The following is a 24,072-nucleotide window of genomic DNA, read 5'->3' on the forward strand; positions in this document are numbered from 1 at the left end:
AAAATGACAACATATACACCAATGATGCAACAGTATTTGCAGGTAAAGGAAGATTACAAGGATGCCTTTTTATTTTTTAGATTAGGCGATTTTTACGAGATGTTTTTTGAGGACGCTATTAATGCCTCTCAACTTTTAGAAATTACATTAACGAGCCGAGATGCAGGTGCAAAAGAGCGTATTCCAATGTGTGGCGTTCCGCATCATTCGGCAAAAAATTATATTGAAACTCTTGTGCAAAAAGGCTATAAGGTTGCAGTTTGTGAGCAAACAGAAGATCCAAAGCAAGCAAAGGGTGTAGTGAGGCGTGAAGTCGTACAGCTTATTACACCGGGTACGATCATGGAAGGTAAGTTGCTCGATGGTAAATCCAATCATTTTATTGGTGCTGCAGAGCAATTTGATGATACGACATTTGGCTACGCTTATTTAGACTTATCTACAGGTGAAGCGGTAGCCTCCTCGATTGAGGGCGACGGTAAAGCACTTTTAATGCAAATGCAGGCATACGGTATTCGTGAATTAATTGTCACGGAAAATTTGCAACTGCTATTAGCAGAGCATGCAGTCAATGCGGGTATCGTACTTTCTATTGAAACAGATGAAATGACGTTGGATAAAGCTGCACAGTATGTAGATGCGGTGCCAAATGATTTACAAATGGCTTGCCTTCGTTTGCTTCATTATATCGATAAAACACAAATGCGTTCATTATCACATATTCAAGCGTTTACCTACAATGAAATGAAAAATTATTTACGTATTGACTCTAGCTCTAAACGTAATTTAGAGCTTATTCAATCTATTCGCGGTGGCGATCAAAAGGGCTCACTTTTATGGTTGTTAGATGACACCGTGACTGCAATGGGAGGACGCAAGTTAAAGCAATGGTTACACCAACCTCTTGCTTCACGTGCTGCCATTGAAGCGAGACTAGCAAACGTCACTGATTTGTTGGAGGAGTATTTTGTAAGAACGGAGCTCCAAGCCTCTTTAAAACAAGTATACGATTTAGAGCGTTTAGCTGGGCGTGTAGCTTTTGGTAATGTAGGTGGACGTGATTTAGCGCAGCTACGTGATTCATTACGTCAAGTACCTGCCATTCAGCAACAATTACGTGGTGCTAATAAAGAAACATTGCAGAAGCTCGGTGCAGCACTCGATACGTGTGCGGATGTAGAGGCGCTTTTAGCTCGTGCTATCACAGACAATCCACCAATTACGATTAAAGAGGGTGACGTCATTCGCGATGGTTATGATGAGCGCTTAGATGAACTACGTTATGCTTCTCGCAATGGAAAGGATTGGATTGCGCAATTAGAACAAGAGGAGCGGACGAAAACAGGCATTAAAAACTTAAAAATCGGCTACAATCGAATTTTCGGATACTATATTGAAATTACGAAATCTAATATCCATTTAGCGGATTTAACACGTTATGAACGTAAACAAACTTTGGCCAATGCTGAGCGTTACATTACTCAGGAGCTTAAGGAAAAAGAAGCATTAATTTTAAATGCTGAGGAAGAAAGTTTAACGTTAGAGTATAACTTATTTGTGGCAATACGTGATGAATTAAAGGTGTTTATTCCACGTGTCCAAGCGTTAGCGGCAAGCATTAGTGAGCTAGATGTGCTATTAAGCTTTGCAAGTGTTTCAGAGAAATATCGTTTTACGAAGCCTGAGTTTCATGAAGGGCGTTCGCTAGAAATTATTGAAGGGCGCCATCCGGTTGTTGAGAAAATGCTCAATAAGCAAATGTATGTACCAAACGATTGTGTTCTTGAGGAAAATAACAATATGATGCTGATTACAGGACCGAATATGTCCGGTAAAAGTACGTATATGCGTCAGGTTGCACTAATTGTTGTGATGGCACAAATGGGCTGTTATGTGCCTGCTGAAAAAGCTAGATTGCCAATTACAGATCAGATTTTTACACGCATCGGTGCGGCGGATGATTTAGCTGCGGGACAATCAACTTTTATGGTAGAGATGTTAGAATCTCAGCACGCCATTACGCATGCTACAAAAAATAGTTTAATGCTGTTTGACGAAATTGGTCGTGGGACATCTACTTATGATGGTATGAGTCTTGCTCAATCCATGATGGAGTACATCCATGATAAAATTGGAGCAAATACACTGTTTTCAACTCACTACCATGAATTAACGGCACTTGAAAAGGAGCTTCCTCGACTGCAAAATGTACATGTATCTGCTACTGAAAAAAATGGCACAGTTGTCTTTTTGCATAAGGTGAAAAAAGGGGCTGCCGATAAATCTTACGGAATTCATGTAGCACAGCTTGCACAATTGCCAGAGGAAATTTTAACAAGAGCACAAGTGCTACTTGAAAACTTCGAGGCTGGAAATGAAGTCGGAAACGAAGTCAGAAACGAAGTAGCCGTGGTACAAGAAGTTGCTGAAAAGCCAATGCAAATGTCACTATTTACGGAAGAGGAACCAACTTCTCCAGCAGAATCTGAGGTACTTAAAAACCTAGAAAAAGTAAATATTCTGGGCACTTCACCAATGCAAGCGATGAATATTTTATACGAATTACAGCAGCAACTAGTAAACGCAAAAAAGTAAAGGAGTGATGCGCTATGGGAAAAATACAAATTATGGACGAGTGGCTGTCCAATAAAATCGCTGCAGGGGAAGTAGTAGAAAGACCAGCCTCTGTAGTTAAAGAGCTTGTTGAAAATGCCATTGATGCAGGAAGTACGTCCATTGATGTTTTTTTACTAGAAGCGGGCCTCACTTCAATTCAGGTCATTGATAATGGTAGTGGTATGGATGAAGAGGATGCATTAATATCATTCTCTCGCCATGCGACAAGTAAAATTCATCAGGAGCATGATTTATTTCGAATTCGTACACTTGGCTTCCGTGGTGAGGCATTAGCTTCCATTGCATCAGTATCAAAAATGACGCTTATTACGTCAAATGGTGAATCAGGAACGTATTTAGAGCTTGAGGGTGGGCATATCGCCACACATAAACCTGGCCCTTTGCGCAAAGGAACGGATCTTACAATAGCACAGCTATTTTTCAATACACCCGCTCGATTAAAATATATGAAAACAATACAGACCGAGCTTGGGCATACAATTGATCTGATGAACCGCCTTGCACTCGGAAATCCACAAATTGCGTTTAGATTGCTGCATAACGGCCAGCAATTGTTACAAACAAATGGACGTGGTGACGTTCAGCAAGTATTAGCTGCCATTTACGGTGTGCATAATGCCAAGAAAATGGTGGCATTCAGTGGTGAGTCACAAGATTATAAAATTTCTGGTTTTGTATCACTACCCGAGGTGACCCGTGCTTCGAAAAACTATATGTCGTTGTTTGTGAATGGTCGCTGGGTAAAGCATTATTTGATACAAAAAGCGATTGTAGATGCCTATCATACGTATTTACCCATTGAACGTTTTCCGATTGTAGCGCTCTTTATAGAGGGGGACCCTTATTTAACAGATGTCAATGTTCATCCTGCCAAGCATCAAATACGTTTAAGTAAGGAGCCTGAGCTTCTTAAGCTAATCGAGGAAACGATACGAGAGAAGATCCGCAATGTTATTCGAGTACCGTTAATGGAAAAGAAGGAGAAAGTGGCAAAGCCTGATACGGAGCAGTTAAATATTTGGAAACCAGCACCAAAGCTTAATGTGGAGAAAATGAATGCTATTGTAGAAAAACTTTATGATGTACAAACTGTTCAGGAATCAAACACATTAGATCCAATAGTGCCACAACCTGAATCCGTCCCTACTGCCATTGAAGATAGCTGGCAACCGACACCAGTGATGGAAGCGAATCCTCCTGAAGAAGTGAAGCTAGAGGAGCCAGTGGAAATTCTAGAGGATGAACCAGCTAAAGAGCCATTTCCTGCCCTTGAAGTGGTAGGGCAAATCCATGGCACGTATATTGTTGCACAAATGGAGGATGGCTTTTACTTAATTGATCAGCACGCTGCTCAGGAGCGTATTAAATATGAATTTTTCCGTGAAAAAGTCGGGCAGGTGAACCCAAATGAGCGTCAGACTTTATTACTTCCATTGACCTTCCATTATGCTGCTGACGAGGCTCTTATATTAAGAGAAAATCGACACGAGTTAGAAGCTGTGGGCGTATTTTTAGAGGAATTTGGACAGGCATCATTTGTCGTGAGAGAGCATCCTAGCTGGTTCCCTAAGGGGGAAGAACAGGAAATTATTGAGGATTTAATTGAACAGGTGCTGACAACTAAAAAAGCGGACGTCAAAAAATTACGTGAGGCGGCAGCGATTATGATGAGTTGTAAAAAGTCGATAAAGGCCAATCATTATTTAACGAAAGAGCAAATGGATACGTTATTACAAGATTTACGCAATGCTGACAATCCATTTACATGCCCTCACGGACGTCCAGTACTTATTCATTTTACTACTTATGAAGTGGAAAAAATGTTTAAACGGGTAATGTAGTTGGAACGACGGTGCAAGAGCAACATCAATAGTTAGCATATACAAATGACTCATCACCAAAAGTTGTGGATGACATTTTTAAAAACGTATGCCATGTATATAAGTTGATTGGAGAGGAGACTGGGCGACTCCTCGGGGATTAGCGATAGAGGAACGAAGGCTAAAACCATCACGTTCTGTGATAACGCCTTCGTGACCAACATCTGTGCTGTTGCTGTCGCTTCGTTGCACTACGCTTTCGCACAGAATGAAACCCATTTGCTGCCGCTTCGCTTTCGCGCAAAAAACATCTGTTGACCCGAGCCCCTGCAGCGAAGCGGCTCAACGGACGCCGCCAGGAAGCTTTGCTCTGTGCGAAAGCGTAGCGACAGCAACAACAAAGCGCCCAGTCGGAACGGAAATCAACCACACGTTATGGTGATGAGCTATACAAATGAATTTAGAATTTCTATGCTTAAGGTTATTGCTAGTTTAATCAGGTTAGCATACGCAGTAGAAGTTACAGGTATTTTCAAAATATAGCAAATGGGGGAGAAAGATATGTTTTCATTTGAGCATCGTCCTAAAATTATGCATTTTTTAGAGCAATATAGCTTTGACGTTTTAGTCATTGGTGGCGGCATTACTGGTGCTGGCATAGCACTCGATGCAGCATCTAGGGGGTTATCAGTTGCTTTGATTGAGAAGCAGGATTTTTCTGCTGGTACATCAAGCCGTTCAACAAAGCTTATTCATGGTGGACTTCGTTATTTAAAGCAACTTGATGTAGGTGTAGTAGCAGAAGTTGGGCGTGAACGTGAAATTGTTTATGACAATGCTGTTCACGTTACAACGCCTGAAAAAATGCTACTCCCATTGTATAAAAAGGGCTCACTTGGCCCATTGTCAACATCATTGGCATTGAAGGTATATGATCGATTAGCTGGTGTTAAAAAGCACGAACGTAGAACCATGTTAAACGCTCAGGAAACGGCAGCGCTAGAGCCTTTACTCAATCGAGATGAGCTTATTGGTGGTGGCTATTACGTTGAATATCGTACAGATGATGCCCGACTAACAATTGAAGTGCTAAAAAAAGCTGCAGAATATGGGGCACTTTGTTTAAATTATGCGGAAATGACAGGATTTTTATATGAGAAGAAAAAGCTTGTTGGGGCACAAGTGACGGATCATGTTACAGGGAAAACAATCGAAGTGCATGCAGCGCAAATCGTCAATGCGACTGGACCTTGGGTGGATGAGGTCCGCCAAAAGGATAAAGTAGTAGACAAAAAGCAATTACGTCTCACAAAAGGGGTCCATATTGTCCTTGATCAAAAGGATTTTCCATTACAGCAAGCAGTGTACTTTGATATAGTGGATGGGCGTATGGCCTTTGCAATTCCACGTGATGGTAAAACTTATGTAGGGACAACAGATACAGTTTACGAGGGAGACCCTGTACATCCGGTCGCTACCCAAGAGGACGTTGATTATTTAATTGTAGCTGCAAAAACAGTCTTTCCAACTGCAAATATTTCAAGAGATACGATTGAATCGTCGTGGGCAGGTGTGCGTCCACTTATTTTTGAAAAAGGCAAGGATCCATCCGAAATTTCACGCAAAGATGAGATATGGACGGCTCCAAGTGGGCTAATAACGATTGCGGGTGGTAAACTAACGGGCTACCGTCAAATGGCAGAAACAATCGTTGATAAAATTGTGAAGATCCATAAATTTAAGCACGCAAGTCCATGTGTGACACGTGAGTTATCACTTTCAGGTGCAAAGGGCATTAATGCCATCAATTTCCCTGATTATAGTTCTTATAAAGCTAAAGAGGGCGTTCAGTATGGCCTTAATTATGATGAAGCAAAACAGCTTGTACAAAAATATGGCACAAATGTTGACGCATTGTATAACCAGGTGAAATATTTGCATGAGCATGGAAGTACGATGCCTTTGGTCTTACATGCCATGCTACTTTATGGGATAGAAGCGGAAATGGTGTACACGCCAAGTGATTTCTTTATTCGTCGAACAGGTTTATTATACTTCGATATTGATGCAGTAAAATGTTATAAACAGCAGGTTATTCAAGTTATGCAACAACATTTTCACTATACAGAGTCACAAAGAAATACTTATGTAGCTCAACTAGAGCAAGCTATTTTAGATGCAACAAATTTTGTAGAGGAAGGAGTGTAGGGAATGCGTTATATTGAAATGTCAGATGGCCATTTTTTGTTTACTCGAACATTAAAGCCATCGAAGCCTTGTATTGGTCATATTCATATTTTGCACGGTATGGCGGAGCATAGTGGACGTTATATTAAATTTGCAAAAAGCCTAAACGAAGCGGGCTATGCAGTGACAATGCATGATCACCGAGGGCATGGAGAAACAGCAGCCTATAATGGCACACTAGGTTTTTTTGCTGAACAAAATGGGTTTGATCGCGTCGTAGAGGATGCGCATGAAGTAGTAACATTATTGCATGAACAATTTACAGATGTACCTTTAATTTTATTTGGTCATAGTATGGGATCGTTCATTACTAGAAGATATATACAATTGTACAGCGATCAAGTGGATCATGTGATTCTTTGTGGAACAGGGAATGTTACAGCATTGCATACGATGGGGAATTTAGTAGCAAAAGTATTAGCCAAACAGCTTGGTAAAGAGACGGAGAGCAAGTTATTAAATAAGCTGAGCTTTGGTAGCTTCAATAAACAGTTTCCAAATTCGAAGACTGCTTATGATTGGTTATGTTCAGTAGAGGACGAAGTGGGAAAATATATAGATGATCCGTATTGCGGCTTTATCCCAACAAATCAATTTTTTGTGGATTTAACAACAGGTTTTATGTCGTTAAATCGTAAAAGTGAGATAGCAAAAGTAAAGAAAGACTTGCCGATATTATTGATAAGTGGTAGCAAGGATCCAGTCGGAGAACAAGGCCAAGGTGTATACGCTGTTGCTGAACAATTTACAGAAGCGGGTATACAGGATGTAACGGTCTACTTATTTGAGGATAAGCGCCATGAAATCCTAAACGAGGACAATCAAGAGGCAGTCTATCAAGTTTTATTACGGTGGTTAGAAAAATATGATACAAGATAAAATACAGCAGGCAGAGGTTGTAGCAATCGTAGGGCCTACTGCATCTGGGAAAACAGCATTAAGCATTGAGTTAGCAAAAAAATATAATGGCGAAATCATCAACGGTGACTCCATGCAAATCTATCGTGGCTTAGATATTGGTACAGCGAAAGTTACTGAGGAAGAGATGGAGGGTGTACCCCATCATTTACTAAGCTTCAAAGAGCCCACAGAGTCCTTTTCAGTAGCAGACTATCAAAAATTAGTGCGAGCTAAAATTGCAGAAATTCAAGCGCACGGTAAGCTACCGATTATTGTAGGGGGCTCGGGTTTATATGTGCAGGCAGTACTTTATGATTTTCAATTTACAGAGGAGCAGGTAGATGAGGCGGCACGAAAAGCCTATTATGCAGAACTAGAGAAATTGGGTCCAGAGGCAATGCATGCTAAGCTTAAAAAACTTGATCCACAAACAGCTGAGACAATTCATCCAAATAATACTCGCCGTGTTATACGAGCGTTAGAGATGATGGAACTTAGTGGCGTTTCAAAGGCATCCGAAGCACAAAATCGTGGAGAAGTTCCACTGTACAATCATGTGATTATAGGGCTTGGGCAAAATATGTCACGTGAAGTGCTCTATGATCGTATTAACCTTCGTGTTGATATAATGATGGAAAAAGGGCTTTTAGAAGAAGTAAAAGGCTTATGGCAGCAAAATATACGAGGTGTGCAGTCAATCCAAGCAATCGGCTACAAGGAATTATATGATTACCTAGATGGAAAATGTTCTTTAGAAGAAGCCATTGACAGTTTAAAGCAAAATTCTCGCCGCTATGCGAAAAGACAACTAACATACTTCCGAAACAAAATGGATGTATATTTTGTTAATAATGACGAAAAACTTTAATTAATTTCTAAAAATTACTAATTGCCAAATTGGTAGAACATGCTACTATAGGAATGAAGAGGTAGAAAGAGAGTATAGGGAGGCATTTTGATGAAATCAATTAACTTGCAAGATACATTCTTAAACCATCTACGTAAAAACAATGTTTTTGTAACTGTGTTTTTATTAAACGGATTTCAGTTAAAAGGAACTGTGAAATCCTATGATAATTTTACAGTATTATTACTAGATGCTGATAGCAAGCAACACCTTATTTACAAACACGCTATTTCTACATTTGTTCCAGCAAAGCAAGTAGATTTTTTAGAGACAGACGAATAGAAACATTAGAGTAAAACAGTTAGTGTTCATGACACTAGCTGTTTTTTTGCCTTCAGGCTATAATGTAAAAGGAAATCGACATATTGGAGGACTACACAGATGAAAACTATGGATACAACAGAAATAGTAGAACTATTAGATGCGAACGAAGACCTATACATTATTGATGTTCGTGAAGATGATGAGGTAGCACAAGGCATGATCCCTGGTGCTCAACACATTGCTCTTGGGACAATCCCTGAGCGCTTAGGTGAATTAGATGCTTCAAAGCCATACATTATCGTTTGCAAAGCAGGCGGTCGTTCAGCAAATGCTTGTGCATACCTAGAAGCGCAAGGTTTTGACGTAACAAACCTTGAAGGTGGCATGCTTGCTTATGATGGAGAGTTAGAATTTAAATAATGGTCGATTGAAACCCTCGTTTAGGCGAGGGTTTTTCTTATACAATCGAGTTGGTAGAAGGTTGAAGCAACTATTATCAAATTGGTAATATATGTTATAATTGCAACATACAAGGAGGGATTAGTATGTATCAAACAATAGCACCCCCAACAATGTCTTTACAGTAGAATCTACTGTTTAGGCATTCAATAAATGCTTGCTAATTCTCAATAGATTCTACTGTATATCGAAGACTATATACATGTAGAAAGTAGGAATTAGAAATGAGCGGAAAACTATCTTTTATTTTATCAATGATTATTTTTGGAGCTGTCGGTGTTTTTGCAAAATATATTAAGTTGCCTTCAAGTGAAATTGCCTTTTGGATGAGTCTCATTGGCTCTGGTTTTTTACTTTTGGTGTTCCTTTCTAAAAAAGAAAGATTTACGAAAACAACTATTTTGCAAAATAAATGGCCATTGGTACTTTCGAGCTTTGCCTTATGTGGCAATTGGATTTTCCTTTTCCAAGCGTACAAGGAAACAACCATCGCAAATGCAGCACTAAGCTACTATTTTGCTCCAGTACTAGTAATTTGTTTGTCACCTATAGTTTTGAAAGAGAAAATATTATTAAGAAAAATTTTTTATGTTTGTGTTGCTCTTGTAGGACTGTATTTTATTGTTCAAAGTCAAACTACCGAAACGAGCGAACATTATATCGGTATTGTCTACGGCCTTATTGCAGCTTGCTTCTATACAGTAGTAACATTCACCAATAAGTATATTCGTGGATTAAAAGAGCCTGATAATACGATTATTCAACTTGCTTTAGCAGCGTTATTCCTTGCTCTTTATCTTATTGGGACAAATGGGTTTCAAGTCATGCAAATCGATATAAAATCAATTAGCTTACTTATAGCATTGGGCATTGTCCACGCGGGGATCGGCTTCTATCTGTTCTTTTTCGGAATGCGTCATCTAAAAGGGCAAAGTATAGCTATTTTAAGCTATATTGATCCACTGACATCATTAGTGATTTCGACGATGATTATAGGAGAAAAAATGACGAGCCTACAAATAATAGGCGCTATTCTTTTGCTCGGTGCAACATGTCTGAGTGAAATAGATAAAACAAAGCAGCGTATATCACAGTAGTAAACGAACAAGAAGTGCCCAAAAGCCAAAAAGGTTTTTGGGCGCTTTTTCTAAATCATAATAAAAAATTAATAATATCAGTGTTATCGCACATTGTGAGATTAAGTCCATATAATTGTGTAAAAAGAAAAGGGGTCATTTTCTTCCCTCTTGGTTACAATGTTTTCAACCACGAAAATAAAGTAAAGAGAGGAATATAAAATGACCCAATTACAGTTTAACCTAGACATGGATCTTTTAAAAGATTCGATTATCAATTCTAATATTGATGCAGTTATTAAATCGGCAATAGTTTTGGTATTAAACGAGTTTATGGAAAAAGAAAGAGACGACTATTTGCAAGTAGACGCCTATGAACGTTCTACTGATCGCTGTGATTACCGTAACGGCTATTATGAACGTGAATTAACGATGAGTATTGGTAAAATTAAGCTAACTGTTCCTAGAACTCGTAATGGTGAGTTTTCACCAACAATTTTTGAAAAGTATGCTCGTTGTGATCAAGCTCTCGTTTTATCTATGCTAGAAATGGTGATAAATGGTGTTTCAACACGTAAAGTCACTCATATTGTGGAACAACTTTGTGGAGAAAACATCTCTAAATCCTTTGTATCTTCACTTACACAAAAGCTGGATCCGATTGTAAATGCTTGGGCGAAGCGTCCATTAAATACAACTTATTATCCTTTTCTTTTTGTAGATGCGATGTATATAAAAGTTCGTGAACATCATCGTATAGTCTCAAAGGCTGTTTATATTGCCACAGCTATTACGGAGAAAAATAAACGTGAAATACTCGGTTTAAGTGTGGACCACGAAGAAAGTTATGAGAGTTGGAGTCGGTTTTTCCAAAGCCTTAAATCTCGTGGGCTTCAATCACCTAAACTTGTGATTTCAGATGCTCATCAAGGTCTTCAAAAAGCTATACAACGCGATTTTATCGGGACATCTTGGCAAAGATGCAACGTACATTTCAAACGAAATATCATTTGAAAAGCTTCCTAAAAAAGACTCAGCTGAAATCCGTATGATGATAAAACGCGTTTTTGAAGCCATCACAATTGAAGATATTCGAAAGTTTAAAGATGAGTTATTTGATCAATTCGGAAACAATTCTAAGTATGAGAAAGCTCTTGCCATCTTTGATGAAGGATTCGAAGATACGATACAATACATGAACTATCCAGAAAAAATACGATGTCATATTCGTAGTACCAATTCTCTTGAACGTTTAAATCAAGAAGTTCGTAGAAGAGAAAGAGTAATCCGTATCTTCCCCAATACACAATCTGCTTTTCGATTAGTAGGTGCGGTTCTAATGCAATATCAAGAAACTGTATACGCAAAGAAAAAAAGACTTACAACTTAACAATTCTTAAGTATTTTTAACGTAACTTCCATTCCGTAGGATGCCACATTCAAAAACGGCTATCAAAGTGAAAAGAGCCTTTGACAGCCATTTCTGAATGTGGACATATAAATACACGGAAGTTACGGCCCAAAAAAATGTAAGGAGAGTAATTGAATAAACCCAATTCATTTTACTAATCGATTATTTAACTAAAGTCAGGGTTGAAAAACTTGTATAGAATTTTACACAATATTAAGGACTTGACTCATTGTGATGTAGGTACAGCCATTGAAACCGTAATATTAGTTAGTTATAAGAATATTATTGTTGTAAGGCATATGAAATTAATTTTTTAAATGCCTTTTTCTTTTATCTTATTTATTTTTACCAGGCTATTGATTAGGAAAACTTTATTTGATCAAAAGCCCGTTATTATTGTAGAACTATTAGCAGTGTGAAATCATTATAATTTGTGAAGAACTTTTCATTACTATTGCTCATTCTAATTAAATCCTGAAATAGGGCTCAGTGCTAACTATACTCCAGATTTACTTATGATAGTTATGCTAACTGTTCACAAAACTATCAATCACATATTACTAATAAATAATTCCGTATATATATTACTGAGAAATCTTTTAGCGCTATTTTGTACTTAATTTTGTTAAGCCATCTTGTACAAGCATGGAAACTTCAATTTTTTTGTTTCCCTCAGACAAAGATTTTTCCGCCTAGCTTCCATTCCATAAGGTCCCCATTTTCTATTTTAGGATAATCATTACTGTAAATCTCGTGGGGTGTGTAAAAAATACCCATATGAATCAGTTTTAGTTATGATTTTAATATTCATTTTTTTTACAAAGACTTGTCAAGTGTTAAATTCCGACTTTTTACCATACGGAATCACACACTTGAAAGGGCGGTATAAATAATACTAATCTTTAATTAGCACAAGTGAGACTGACTGGTACATGTAAATTAGTTTTCTGCTTTTTCAAATCCTCCTTTCACCGACGACCCTACAAAAACGAATAATAGGTAATATTTTGCTTTTGAAGAATGATTATTTTCTTTTGAACAACTAACAAGAAGGTTAGAATTTTTTAATTCTACATAATTTTAAAAGAGAGGAATGTAATAGTTTATGAGCAATATAGAATCATTATGCCAGCCTTTAAGCGGTTTAATTACTCCGCCGATAAAATTACCCCAAAGTCCTGGAGATCCTGAATACAATATTTATACTTCGTTTTTAGGGGATTTAAATTATATGAGGTTATTTAAGAATAGAAATCATGGAAATCCCATGAAAATCGATGGTTCCGGTGGTGACACCTTAATAGATAATGCACGAATTAAAGCGATGGCAGAAGCTGTAGAGCGATATAGTTCTTCTGTATATTCTGATGATCAATTTATCTATGCATCTGCCAATGAGTTAGGGGATGAAGCTCTTGATTTAGATAGCATCCCTTTACTATCTGATGAAGAATATAACCATCCGTATTGTCCTTTAAAAAGACCAGATAAGGATAAGAAGATTCGTTGGGTAAAGGGCATATCACTTACTACCCAAAAAGAGATGTATATTCCGGCTATTATGGTATATCTTTACATACCATATTTAAATGACGATGAAAGATTTTGGTTACCTATTTCAACTGGTTGTGCTATTCATGAAAATTACGAAAAGTCAATAATTAATTCCATTAACGAAGTAATAGAGCGAGATGCAATTTCACTAACATGGTTAAATAAATTAGAATTACCAAAGTTGGAAATTAATCCTGAAGTATTACCTGAATGGTGTTTTGATTATTATAAACGTACGGAACAACATCCATTTATACAAACATATTACTTTGATGCGACGACCGATTTAGGAATATCAAGTATTTATAGTTTACAAGTTTCTAAGTATAACGAAAAATTGACCTCTATGGTAATGTGTACAACGGAGCTGGATCCACTCATTGCATTCTCTAAAATCACTCGTGAGGGGGCTTCAGCGAGAATTGCATTGCAAAACCGTACATTGAAAGGTAATGATTTCAATCAATTTTATGAAGTCATGGATGGAGCACTCTATATGGGACAAGCATCTAATGCTTCCTCCTTTAACTTTTTAAAACAATCCGAAAGCACATCAAAATTAAGTGAGATGAAGAATTTGTCGACTGGATCTGATCAAGCAGATCTTAAAAAGTTAATTTCTATATTAAAGAAAAAAGGACATGAAATATTTGCAGTAGACCTTACTACAGATGAAGCAAAGAGAGCAGGTTTAAAAGCAACAAGAGTGATTATTCCTAGCTTACAACCTTTATCATTTGCATACAGAGCTCAATTTAAAGGGACAAGCAGATTATTTCAAGCGCCAGTTAATATGGGATATAAGATAAGAACCGAAGATCAATTAAATAAAAACCCGCAGCCTTTTGCGTAAGTTGAAAGGAGAATTACTTTGCAAATATTTATTCAAGGAAATTTAGGGCGACAGGTAAAGCTATTACAGGAAGATGATAAATGTATATCATTTACAGACATTCAAGACAACAAGGATTTGGATCATTTATATGACCAAAATAAACAAATATATATGCTGATAACAGATAATCCTTTAGTTGATTATGGGAAAATAATAGAAAGAATGGTCATAGCAGAAAATAAAATTTTTATACCAATTATGATCGATTTTCCGTACTTAACTATTGGACCAGTATCTACCGAAGGAAGTGAAGGATGTTTCCATTGTTACATTGATAGACTCCTTCAGCATGATCCTGCTAGAGACGTACTTCGAGATGCACACCGATATTATTATACAGAGGAAAATAGAGACTTTGTGGATATACACCCTGCTGATGCACTTTTAATATCCAATTTTATTAGTTCGTTAAAAGAGACGAAAGATGAGGTAGTGAAAATTTGGAAAGGTAAAGTGAGTAGGTTGAATTTATATGATCGTTCTCTAATATCCTCCCAAGTAATTGGGGTGAGTAATTGTGAGATTTGCAGTGAACATCAAAATTCTAAGGAAAAATCTTATCTAAATATGAAGAAAAACTTGGAAGAAGGTGTTTTTTAATTATGAAGACCATTGAGCACATGACTGGAAAACAGATGGCATTAGCTGTATTAAAAGATCCACAATTTAAAATGCCTACATATCCAAGAGTTTCAGAAGGATTTCGTTTCATATACTTGAATAATAATCGATTATTAATTAACGGAGGACCCGAAAAACAACTATTCAGAGGGAACTCTATCCATAATATCCTTCCCTATGTGATAAACATATGTGACGGTACAATTTCGTTGCAAGAAATTCTGAATTCCGGCAAATATCCATCTCATGATATTTTCCAAGTACTATCTTTATTATATGCTAGAGGACTATTACAAGAAGGAACACCAAATGAAATAGTAAAAAATCATCCTCTATATGGTTTCTTTGATCGAATGGTGGATGGAACAAGGGTTAATAAAAATGTAAATGAAGCGATAAATAAATTTACAAATACAACATTATTGATTGATTACCTTTCACTTGAAACCAGAACCCTTGCCGAAAAATTTGGAGAATACCTAACGCCATATGGAATGGGTATTGAAGTAAATAATCTCTCGAAAAAATTAGATGATAAAGATAGGGAAACATTAATTATCGGCATCTGTACAAATGAGGAAGAAATTCCACATTGGAAAGAAAAAGTTCGCACGTATCTTCAAGACCGAATACCTTTTCTATTTTTATGGTTTAGAGGAGATAACCTTATTGTAGGTCCATACGTAGATAAATCGGAAACTATTTGTTTTGAGTGTTTTACAGATCAAATAGATCGATTGCAACTTACTTCGGTAAAGAAAGAGACGAGTTTAAACCAGTATCTAATAGGTTTATCACTAGTGGTTCCTGTGATTACAAATATTGTTTCAAAAATAGAGACTCCACTGTTAACTTCAAATAATGTAGAACTATATGATTTAAATACATTAAACAAGAAAACATTTCTTTTTACCTTATCCATTAATTGTGGAGCTTGTAGTCCTCAATTTAATAATTGTGATGACAATGAAAAAGTAAATCTAGTATCACAATATGAATCTATGGTTGAGTTCCCTTCCAGAAAGCACTTGAACCTAAAAGCACATCAAAATCACTATAGTGCAAAAAATTTAAATCTCACACAAGAGTTTAAAAATTATTTTAGTTCTCCTAAATTGAGTTTAATGGAATTTGTAAACGAAGAAATCGACAGTTCCATAAGTAAATTAATTACGTGTATGAAATATACCACAGGTATAAAAGAAACCACGTCCTATCAAGTAAAGAGATGGTGCCCTACAGGTGGAAATCTAGGATCAGTTAATTTGTACTACGCTAATAGGAAGATAAAAAATTTAAATAAATCCATATATTATTATCAACCTATGGAAAATGAGTTGCATCAATTAAACGAAAAATTAAATCATCAAGATATAATAAACATATTTAGTCAAGATGATGAAGATGTAATAGGCTATTTTATTTTAACAGGAAATATACAAAAGCTAGCAACTAAATATAGGCAATTATCATTCCGTTTGGCTAATTTAGATGCAGGAGTAGCAATGGCACAGTGTCAATTAGTATCACATAAATTAAACTGGAAAGTATCCAGACTGGAAAGTTACGATGAAGAATCTATTAATGACTTATTAGGATTATATGATATTGGTGAAATCGTTACGATAGTATTAAAAATTAGGGAGGGAAATAAGAATGAATCATTTAGTAAATGAGGCCGACATATTAGAAGAAATTATTCTTAATTCGAAGCAACAAAAGGTTCCTACTAATTTTCCTCAATCAGAAGAAATCGATTGGAATCTCAAACTAATTTCAGATGATACTGTACTTAATAAAAGAGAGTCTAAAATTACATTCAATCAAGAAAACAATATAAGATATGATGATTTATTAGAAATTCTCTCATTTAATGATAAATTCAGTAAACAATTTATGACCTCTTCCCAATTAAAGATTGATCAACTAGTAATACCTGAAAGGGTAGAAGGAATTACTGAAAATCGGTGTTTCTATTCATTTGACTCAATAAACAAGACCCTTAATAAGGAATTTGATCTTCCAACTACTTTACAAAAGAAAGAATTAGTCATTCAAGAAGAGTTTGCCCAAGCTGGAGTCATTATTATTTTTGTTGCATCTATAGATGAGGCATATAAAAAATCAGGGGCTTTAGGATATAAAAAACTAGTACAAAGTATAGGTTCAATTGGACATTATACTTGGTTGCAGGCTATTGCTTATGGGTATGAGGGTTCTGTTTTCGCTGGATTTCTTCAAAAAAGTTTAAGACGATTTACCGATTTAGATGGCTACCATAAGGCTCAATTGTTTGCAGTAGCATTGGGTTAGTATCGAGATATATTATTTTTGGTGAATTGTTAGAGCCTTTCTGTTATAAAATAGATTCTCTCTAACTTTCATATATATGAGGTGCAGCTTTTATGCGCCAACTCAGCACTTTATACAGTTATGCATTAGAATTTGGGGGTGAAAAAAATGGAAGAGAAAAAATTGGAAGAGAATAAACTATTCGGGGAATTAGAGTTGTACGCCGAAGAGCTACCAGAAATAACAACAACTTTTGGGACGTCAACCATGTCTACAGAATCCTCTGCTCTTAGTGCATCATGTCCAACAAGTTCAGCGAGTACTTATACTACTATGAGCAGTTTTAGCTGGTAATTAATACATTTATACAATAAAAAGGCGGGAGGTTCTCCTAAATGTCAGAATTGAAAATTGAAGACAGTTGCTTAGAGCTTATTGTAGTTGAGATTAATGAAGACGATTTAAATACTAACTTTTCTTGTTGTTGGGGATCTTTTGGATGTTTTATGAGTTATGGTACCAGCAGCGCTGGAACAGCTTCAACGGGGGCATGTGCTTGTTAGTTTCTTTTAATTAGAGGAGGAACAAAAATGGAAAAAGACCTTAATTTAGATCTTTACGTGGAAGAATTAGAAGATGAGCATATGTTGATGTTTAATTGCATTGCTTGTGGAACAACAGTTTCGTGTTTCGGAAGTTGTGTTGCAACTGGTACTTCTCTAACAAGTGCGACATCCTAATTAGATTTTTAAAATGAATTCTTAGAAGTGAAACGGTCATAAGCAATAAATTTTCTCGTTTCACTTCTTTCTTTTTTAGATAACTTGATAGACAAAGGTGATATATTATGAGCGAATTAGTTGATAAAAATTTTCATTTGAATAAAATGGTAGAAATTATAACGAATGAGGATAACGATATTTTTGTAATTCAAAAAGATTATAATAAGCATTTTAAAATAAATGAAGTGACGGCATTTTTATTAAATAAATTAAGTCAACAACCTCTAAATATAGAGCAGATGGTAAATCAATTAAATCAACAATACTCGGAAGTTGGAAAAATAGAGTCAAAGAAGGTTGAATCAATTATTGATAATCTATTTAAGAATGGGATCCTAGAATGTGAAGGTGAAAAAAATGTACCCATTAAGAAAAAAAAGGGACAAGCAATACTAAAATATGAGATAAAACCGACTTTATTATTAGATGTAAAGGTAAAGAAAAATACGGGCTTTCTGTTTAATTCAAGGTTGAAATTAGTGACGTTCATTATTTGTTACTTTCTTTTTTCCTTATCTTTGTATTTCTATACGCTAACAACAATCAATTATTCTAACTTTTCATATGCAGCCATGCTAAGAATATTACCTATAATTTTTATTCATGTTATTGGACATGAAATGGCACATATGTACGTTTGTCGGAAAATGGGTGGAACTATTAATAAAGTAGGTGTTGGTTTACTCTATTACTTTATCCCTGTTGCATTTGTAACTTACAAGGATACGTATCTTATATCCAAAACTTCTCAAGCCAAAATCGCCATAGCTGGACCTTTATTTGATTTAATAATGTTAATGATTGTGTCTATCGTTATGCTTATTACAGATTCTTTTAACTATCTTCTATTTCCATATAGTATGATGCTTTTTTACATGCAATTTTTGAATTTAAATATATTAATGCCGAGTGATTTATATAGATTTTTAGAAAGCTTATCTAACCAATATAACGTAAGGAGAAATAGTTTAACATATCTCCTTACTGCGATTCACCTTAAGAAACCAGATGAAAATCAAAAAGTAAAAAATCGAAGTACCAAGTTTTTTTATATTACATATTCGCTGTTATCTTTGCTTTATATAGCATCTCTTTTTGTAAGTATGCTATTGGCGTTTAAATATGTTTTTTAGGGAAGGTGTACTATGGCAACAATAAATACGAGTGAAATCTCAGATTTAGTATTAGCGCGTGTCTCAGTTAATCCTGTATCTATGCTTGAAAAATTTATTTTTAAAGAATCAAAAGAAGTTTTAGAAAATATATACGCCCTTAAAAAGGAAATAGAAGATATGAAAACAACTGTCATTGATTGCATTTTTTCGGTTGTCCCATATATTGAGGATAAGAAACTATCAGGCAAATTAATACGACTAAAAAGAGGATTATATAATAATAAGCCTGTGAATCTAGAATCGATAAAAAGTATTATCAATGATATTCCGGAAAAAGGTAATTATAAGAAATCTATTTTTCAACAATGGCTCGAGAAAGAAGTAAAACTTCAGTCAGAAATAGATCGATTAGGGAAATTATATCAAAAAGAAGTTCAACAAAATGAGGAAGAATTATGGGGGATCTTTAATCAAGATAAAAGTGAATTTATGAGAGGAATGCCAATAGTTAATAGTGGTTTTTCTGATTTTCTTAATAGTCGTAAACAAAAACATTATCAATTAGATTCGAATTACTTTAAATCTGTCTACTCATATTTTTTAAGAAGTGTAGCAAAAACAAGTCCAATCAGTACTTTTACACAACTAACCTTATCTGGATTTGCACCAAAAACAAGGGATTTTCAGGTCAATGGAGTGTATGTAAGATGGCTTAGAGGGTTAGTTAGTAATTTTTTTGAGTCATTATCTATTAAGCAACATTATGTTCACTTTTTTAGATTTAAGGTAACCGATTTTATTGAAACAGAGGACAAGGGTAGAATATATTTTCGTGGGAATTACTCAGCGATTAATAGTATTTTTTCTAAAACAGAGGATGTCTTCATTTATAATGAATTTCTAAATATCCTACAATCTTTACCACTTCATTCATTTACCTATGATCAATTAGTTGCTGAAATTAACCATCCATACCCGGAGAGGATTGCTAAGTTCTTAATTGAGCAAAAACTCATTCGCCCAATCATGCCTTGTTCGTTACAGGATAATATGCCTTTTAAGGCGATTGCAAATTTCATGAAAGAAAGTAAACATTTCGATTTAAAGGTCCATGGAGACTTATGTGAGAAACTCTTCTTATTGGATAACCTTAAAGCAGAATTGGAGATAACGACTTCTAAATCAAAAAGGGATTTCTTAGTTCGAAGAATCAAAGACAATGTTGAAATTATTTATCAACTCATACAAACCACTCCACCATATTGGATTAGTACTACCGAATTAGTATATGAAGATACGAGGTTTAAGACAGAGGTTCCTTTTTTGGGTGAAAATCTAAAAAATGAGATGATACAACTCCAAGAATACATTAAACCTTTCACGTATAGGCATGCCTTGAATGATCGATTAATGGATAAATTCATACAGTTTTACGGGAAAAGTGGTAATGTTACCGTCCTCGAATTTTTATGTGAAATAATCGAATCAGAAATGGAATATTCCAAGCTAATAAAATTAGCACGACATGATGATATTCAAAATGTGATGTCGGGAAAAAATATTTATGAGGATAATCAAAACCATAAGTCTGCAACGCTTTACTATCAAATTGTTAGTGAATCTCATGAGAATTTATTGAATGGTGATTATTTAATTGTCATCAATAAGGTGACTGATGGTAGTGGTTCCGTTTTTTCTCGTTTTAACCCGATGTTTGATGAAAAGCATTATAAAGAGGAAATTGTTCAATGGAATAATAAACTTAGTAAAAGTCAAGAAATAGTAGAGTTTTCTGTTGGTGGAGACTGGGCTAATGTACAAGAGAAATATAATCTTTTCCCCAATCAACTTAATTGGATTGGAGAATTACCTAACGTTCATGATGAGGAGAATACTAAAATAGGTGTCACTGATTTAAATTTATCGATTAGGGATGGCAAGTTTATATTGACAGATAAAGAGAATCATCAAATAAAGCCTGTTTATTTAGGCGCAGTTCCGGAACACTTATCGGCTGATTTATCCAAATTATTCTTTACTATAGTAAAGCCTTGGTATATACGTACCCCATATGGTTCGAATCCATTAAATAAACCACAAGTAAACGAGAACGATAATATTACCCATATACCTCGATTTCAAGAGGGAAAAATTGTATTTGAACGAGAGAAGTGGGTAGTGAAGTTAGAAGAATTACAGGGTATTTTGAGTCAATACAAAGATAATGAATTATTTTTAGAATTAAATACTTGGAGAAGAAAACATAATATACCAGAAGAAGTTTTCTTTACGCTTGAATCCAATTCAATGTTAGATAACTATAAACCGATGTGGTTCCACTTCTTAAGTATCCCTTGCATCAATTTATTAAAGCGCTCTATAACTTCAAAGTCTAACTATATAACCTTTACTGAGGCTTTGCCTTCAGTTAATTCACAATGGTACAAAGACAAAGAAGAAAAATATGTGACCGAATTCATGTCACTACTCTCTATTTAAAATTTATGGATTGGAGGGATTAAAATTAACGAAAATAATGGTTATAACTGGTTGTATTATTGTATATATCCTGGATCACTAGAGAAATTAGATGTTGGAGTTGAAGAAATAATAATCCCTGCAAAGGATTTAGCTATAAATTGTTTTGGTGTTGAAAAATGGTTTTTTATAAGGTATATGGATGCCGGTGGAGCACATCTAAGGCTAAGATTTCATGTGAAAGATATTTATTTAGTGGAATTTTGTGAAAGAATGGACGAAGTGTTATTGAAATGTTTAGAGCAAGTAGAACGAAAACAGTCATATCCTCTTAAACGAATAGTACCAAATAAGCAGAATATTCAACGTACAGTGCCGAGAATAGAAAAGGATTTATATGAACCCGAATTAAAAAAGTACTTTAATAAAAGGTACTTGAAATTATCAGAAGAACTTTTCGACTATTCTAGTGAGATTGTTTGTTCGATTTGCTACCAGGTAAATCTAGAAAATATTAATCGGTATGAATTTGGTTTAATGTTAATGAAGAGAGTTTTTGATGCAATCGAACTAGAGCAAGGTCCATTACTTGCATTTTTACAGAATTACTTAAATTACTGGAGTGGTTCTGATAAGATGACTTATCAACTAATAAATATCGCTGCTCAGAAGAGAGATGCCTTGGAAGCCATCCTAGCCCAAGATTTAATATATGTTGACTATCACGAGGAAATTGATCAATATGTAATAAAACTTAAATGTATTTTATTTGAAATTTATGATGAATTTGGGGAAGGTGCTTTTTATCATCTGCTATTTCATTATACCCATATGATGAATAATAGATTAGGTATCTGGCCAATCGAAGAAGCGTATTTGAGTGCATTATATATTCAAAGGTTACAAAATGTAATAGTACGATGAGACTATTTGGAGGTTTGTTATGAAAATACTCCCGCATGAAGAAGTGATTTGCGATGAACAATCTATGGTTATTGAAAACTTAACCAAACAATATGCTAACAATGTAGTATTGGATTCCTTGTCATTAACAATTAATACAGGAGAAATACATGGGATATTAGGACGGAATGGAGTAGGTAAAACCACACTGATTGAATGTGCAGTAGGATTAAAATCATTCAATCAAGGATCCATTAAAATTAGAGGATTGAATATTCTAGAGGATAGGGACAAAATCATTAGACATGTTGGTATACAACCTCAGGAAGCTAATTTATTTCCTAGGTTAACCATTATGGAAACTATGGAGTTATTCTCAAGTTTTTATGGAGAGATACTTTCATACCATAACATCATGGAAATGCTCGACTTAGATAAAATAAAAAATAAGCGGGTTAATAGTTTGTCTACAGGTCAAAAACAAAGATTATTAGTAGCTCTTTCTTTAATTGGCAATCCGTCTTTAATCATATTAGATGAGCCAACAACAGGAATTGATCCTCAAATTAAACAATTAATATGGCAAGTGTTAAATAAAATGAAGTCTCAAAACAAGTCTATTTTATTGTCGACACATAATATGGAAGAAGCAGAGAAAATTTGTGATCGAATTTCGATTCTACATGATAAAAAAATAATTTTAACAGGAACTCCTAGTGAGATAATCAATAAATATCGAAAAACGAAGAATGACACATTAGAAGATGTTTTCCTATTATTAACAGGAACTACATTAAGGGGGGGAATGGATTAAGATGATCGATAAATTATCTATGAAGTATTTAATATCAACTGGTCTAAAAGAAATTTATCGGGAGCCAAAGGTCTTTTTTTTCACGTTGTTATTCCCATTCTTCTTTTTGCTGATGTTTGGAGGGATGAGTTTTATAATTGAGCCATCCGATGATTTAGGATTGTCGTTTATCGAGTACGAATTTCCAGGGATACTTATTTTTGCGCTATTGTCCGTTGGTTTTTTAGGTACTTCAGTACCGTTAATTGAAATGCGACAAAAAGGGATACTGAAAACTTTGCGGACTACACCTCTAAAAGAATCTACTTTTATTATTTCTCAAATTATGGTGAGATTTATTTTAGGAATTATGCAAATTTTATTTTTCACATTGTTAGGTTTTATCATGAACTTCATTACTCTAAGTAATATCGTTCCTTTTATTTTAATAGGTATGTTAGGTCTAGTTATGATATTAACCTTAGGATTTTTATTTGGTGGGCTATTTAATAATGCTGAATTGGCATCGGGTGTACTAAGCTTTGGAATGGTTCCGCTTGTCATGCTTAGTGGAGCAATGCTTCCTTTATATATCCTTCCGGATGTGGTTAAATCTATTTCTTACTTTATCCCATTTACTTATCTTACTGAATTATTCCATCAAGTACTGTTTGATTTAGATGTCAAATTCTCCATTTTAGTAAATTTAAGTATAATAATTGGAGTAACATTAATAATATTCTATCTAACTAAACGAACATTTAGGTGGCGATAAGAGAAAAGGGATAATTTTTATGATCCATGATGTCCAAAATGTTTGCCAATATACTCGGTCAATACAAAATTTATAATATAAATTACGTTTTAATCTGAGATGTTTGAATAGGAAAATGAAAATGTACTCTTTCATCCCATTCG

General features: G+C 35.1%; 22 protein-coding genes and 1 pseudogene. 22 read left to right on the forward strand and 1 reads right to left on the reverse strand.

Annotated elements, in window-relative coordinates; all coding sequences use genetic code 11:
• The first annotated feature begins 3 nt into the window (after window positions 1–3).
• Together mutS and mutL are read left to right on the forward strand one after the other, a co-directional pair.
• Window positions 4–2,595, forward strand: coding sequence for a DNA mismatch repair protein MutS (gene mutS, locus ACFCYJ_RS00860; RefSeq protein ID WP_376069416.1), 2,592 nt, complete (start codon window positions 4–6; stop codon window positions 2,593–2,595).
• A gap of 14 nt (window positions 2,596–2,609) precedes the next feature.
• Window positions 2,610–4,478, forward strand: coding sequence for a DNA mismatch repair endonuclease MutL (mutL, locus tag ACFCYJ_RS00865; protein ID WP_376069419.1), 1,869 nt, complete (start codon window positions 2,610–2,612; stop codon window positions 4,476–4,478).
• 78 nt (window positions 4,479–4,556) lie between these two features.
• Here mutL and ACFCYJ_RS00870 read toward each other — a convergent pair whose 3' ends face one another.
• Entirely contained in the window at window positions 4,557–4,736 is a 180-nt protein-coding gene (locus ACFCYJ_RS00870) for a hypothetical protein (protein ID WP_376069422.1), read from the reverse strand.
• A 93-nt stretch (window positions 4,737–4,829) separates the two neighbouring features.
• Between ACFCYJ_RS00870 and ACFCYJ_RS00875 the strand changes: the two genes are divergently transcribed.
• The 20 genes and pseudogenes from ACFCYJ_RS00875 (at window position 4,830) to ACFCYJ_RS00970 (ending at window position 23,929) form a co-directional block, all read left to right on the forward strand.
• Window positions 4,830–5,000: a hypothetical protein gene (locus ACFCYJ_RS00875; RefSeq protein ID WP_376069425.1), complete on the forward strand. Its 171-nt coding sequence runs from the start codon at window positions 4,830–4,832 to the stop codon at window positions 4,998–5,000.
• An 18-nt stretch (window positions 5,001–5,018) separates the two neighbouring features.
• Complete coding sequence (locus tag ACFCYJ_RS00880; protein WP_376069428.1) at window positions 5,019–6,665, forward strand: glycerol-3-phosphate dehydrogenase/oxidase; 1,647 nt, start codon at window positions 5,019–5,021, stop codon at window positions 6,663–6,665.
• A 3-nt stretch (window positions 6,666–6,668) separates the two neighbouring features.
• A complete protein-coding gene (locus tag ACFCYJ_RS00885; RefSeq protein WP_376069431.1) occupies window positions 6,669–7,583 on the forward strand; it encodes an alpha/beta fold hydrolase in 915 nt (304 codons plus the stop codon).
• A complete protein-coding gene (gene miaA, locus ACFCYJ_RS00890) occupies window positions 7,570–8,472 on the forward strand; it encodes a tRNA (adenosine(37)-N6)-dimethylallyltransferase MiaA (RefSeq protein WP_376069434.1) in 903 nt (300 codons plus the stop codon). Before ACFCYJ_RS00885 ends, miaA begins: the two co-directional genes overlap by 14 nt.
• Window positions 8,473–8,562: 90 nt before the next feature.
• Entirely contained in the window at window positions 8,563–8,793 is a 231-nt protein-coding gene (hfq, locus tag ACFCYJ_RS00895; RefSeq protein ID WP_370042764.1) for an RNA chaperone Hfq, read from the forward strand.
• A 99-nt stretch (window positions 8,794–8,892) separates the two neighbouring features.
• A complete protein-coding gene (locus ACFCYJ_RS00900) occupies window positions 8,893–9,195 on the forward strand; it encodes a rhodanese-like domain-containing protein (RefSeq protein WP_376069438.1) in 303 nt (100 codons plus the stop codon).
• Between the two features lie 263 nt (window positions 9,196–9,458).
• Entirely contained in the window at window positions 9,459–10,331 is an 873-nt protein-coding gene (locus ACFCYJ_RS00905; RefSeq protein ID WP_376069441.1) for a DMT family transporter, read from the forward strand.
• Between the two features lie 201 nt (window positions 10,332–10,532).
• Window positions 10,533–11,700 (forward strand): annotated as a pseudogene (locus tag ACFCYJ_RS00910) (IS256 family transposase).
• Window positions 11,701–12,826: 1,126 nt separating this feature from the next.
• Window positions 12,827–14,128 (forward strand): YcaO-like family protein, encoded by a 1,302-nt coding sequence (locus ACFCYJ_RS00915; protein ID WP_376069444.1) that lies wholly within the window; start codon window positions 12,827–12,829, stop codon window positions 14,126–14,128.
• Window positions 14,129–14,146: 18 nt separating this feature from the next.
• Window positions 14,147–14,770, forward strand: a complete 624-nt coding sequence (locus tag ACFCYJ_RS00920) for a hypothetical protein (RefSeq protein ID WP_376069447.1) — start codon at window positions 14,147–14,149, stop codon at window positions 14,768–14,770.
• Between the two features lie 2 nt (window positions 14,771–14,772).
• Window positions 14,773–16,467: a SagB family peptide dehydrogenase gene (locus ACFCYJ_RS00925; protein ID WP_376069450.1), complete on the forward strand. Its 1,695-nt coding sequence runs from the start codon at window positions 14,773–14,775 to the stop codon at window positions 16,465–16,467.
• A complete protein-coding gene (locus ACFCYJ_RS00930; protein ID WP_376069453.1) occupies window positions 16,448–17,104 on the forward strand; it encodes a nitroreductase family protein in 657 nt (218 codons plus the stop codon). The genes ACFCYJ_RS00925 and ACFCYJ_RS00930 overlap by 20 nt, the downstream gene beginning before the upstream one ends.
• A 147-nt stretch (window positions 17,105–17,251) precedes the next feature.
• Window positions 17,252–17,437, forward strand: coding sequence for a thiocillin family RiPP (locus ACFCYJ_RS00935; RefSeq protein ID WP_376069456.1), 186 nt, complete (start codon window positions 17,252–17,254; stop codon window positions 17,435–17,437).
• 41 nt (window positions 17,438–17,478) lie between these two features.
• Window positions 17,479–17,646, forward strand: coding sequence for a hypothetical protein (locus tag ACFCYJ_RS00940; protein WP_376069458.1), 168 nt, complete (start codon window positions 17,479–17,481; stop codon window positions 17,644–17,646).
• 27 nt (window positions 17,647–17,673) lie between these two features.
• A complete protein-coding gene (locus tag ACFCYJ_RS00945; protein WP_376069460.1) occupies window positions 17,674–17,823 on the forward strand; it encodes a thiocillin family RiPP in 150 nt (49 codons plus the stop codon).
• A gap of 107 nt (window positions 17,824–17,930) precedes the next feature.
• Window positions 17,931–18,998 (forward strand): site-2 protease family protein, encoded by a 1,068-nt coding sequence (locus ACFCYJ_RS00950; protein WP_376069462.1) that lies wholly within the window; start codon window positions 17,931–17,933, stop codon window positions 18,996–18,998.
• A 12-nt stretch (window positions 18,999–19,010) separates the two neighbouring features.
• Entirely contained in the window at window positions 19,011–21,479 is a 2,469-nt protein-coding gene (locus tag ACFCYJ_RS00955) for a lantibiotic dehydratase (RefSeq protein WP_376069464.1), read from the forward strand.
• Between the two features lie 51 nt (window positions 21,480–21,530).
• Complete coding sequence (locus ACFCYJ_RS00960; RefSeq protein WP_376069467.1) at window positions 21,531–22,382, forward strand: lantibiotic dehydratase C-terminal domain-containing protein; 852 nt, start codon at window positions 21,531–21,533, stop codon at window positions 22,380–22,382.
• Window positions 22,383–22,401: 19 nt separating this feature from the next.
• The gene (locus ACFCYJ_RS00965; RefSeq protein WP_376069470.1) at window positions 22,402–23,175 is read left to right on the forward strand and encodes an ABC transporter ATP-binding protein; all 774 of its coding nucleotides are present in this window, start codon (window positions 22,402–22,404) and stop codon (window positions 23,173–23,175) included.
• A 1-nt stretch (window position 23,176) separates the two neighbouring features.
• Window positions 23,177–23,929: an ABC transporter permease gene (locus ACFCYJ_RS00970; protein ID WP_376069473.1), complete on the forward strand. Its 753-nt coding sequence runs from the start codon at window positions 23,177–23,179 to the stop codon at window positions 23,927–23,929.
• The last annotated feature ends 143 nt before the right edge of the window (window positions 23,930–24,072 follow it).

This window comes from Lysinibacillus sp. NPDC056232 (assembly GCF_042267565.1).
Taxonomy (GTDB): Bacteria; Bacillota; Bacilli; order Bacillales_A; family Planococcaceae; genus Lysinibacillus.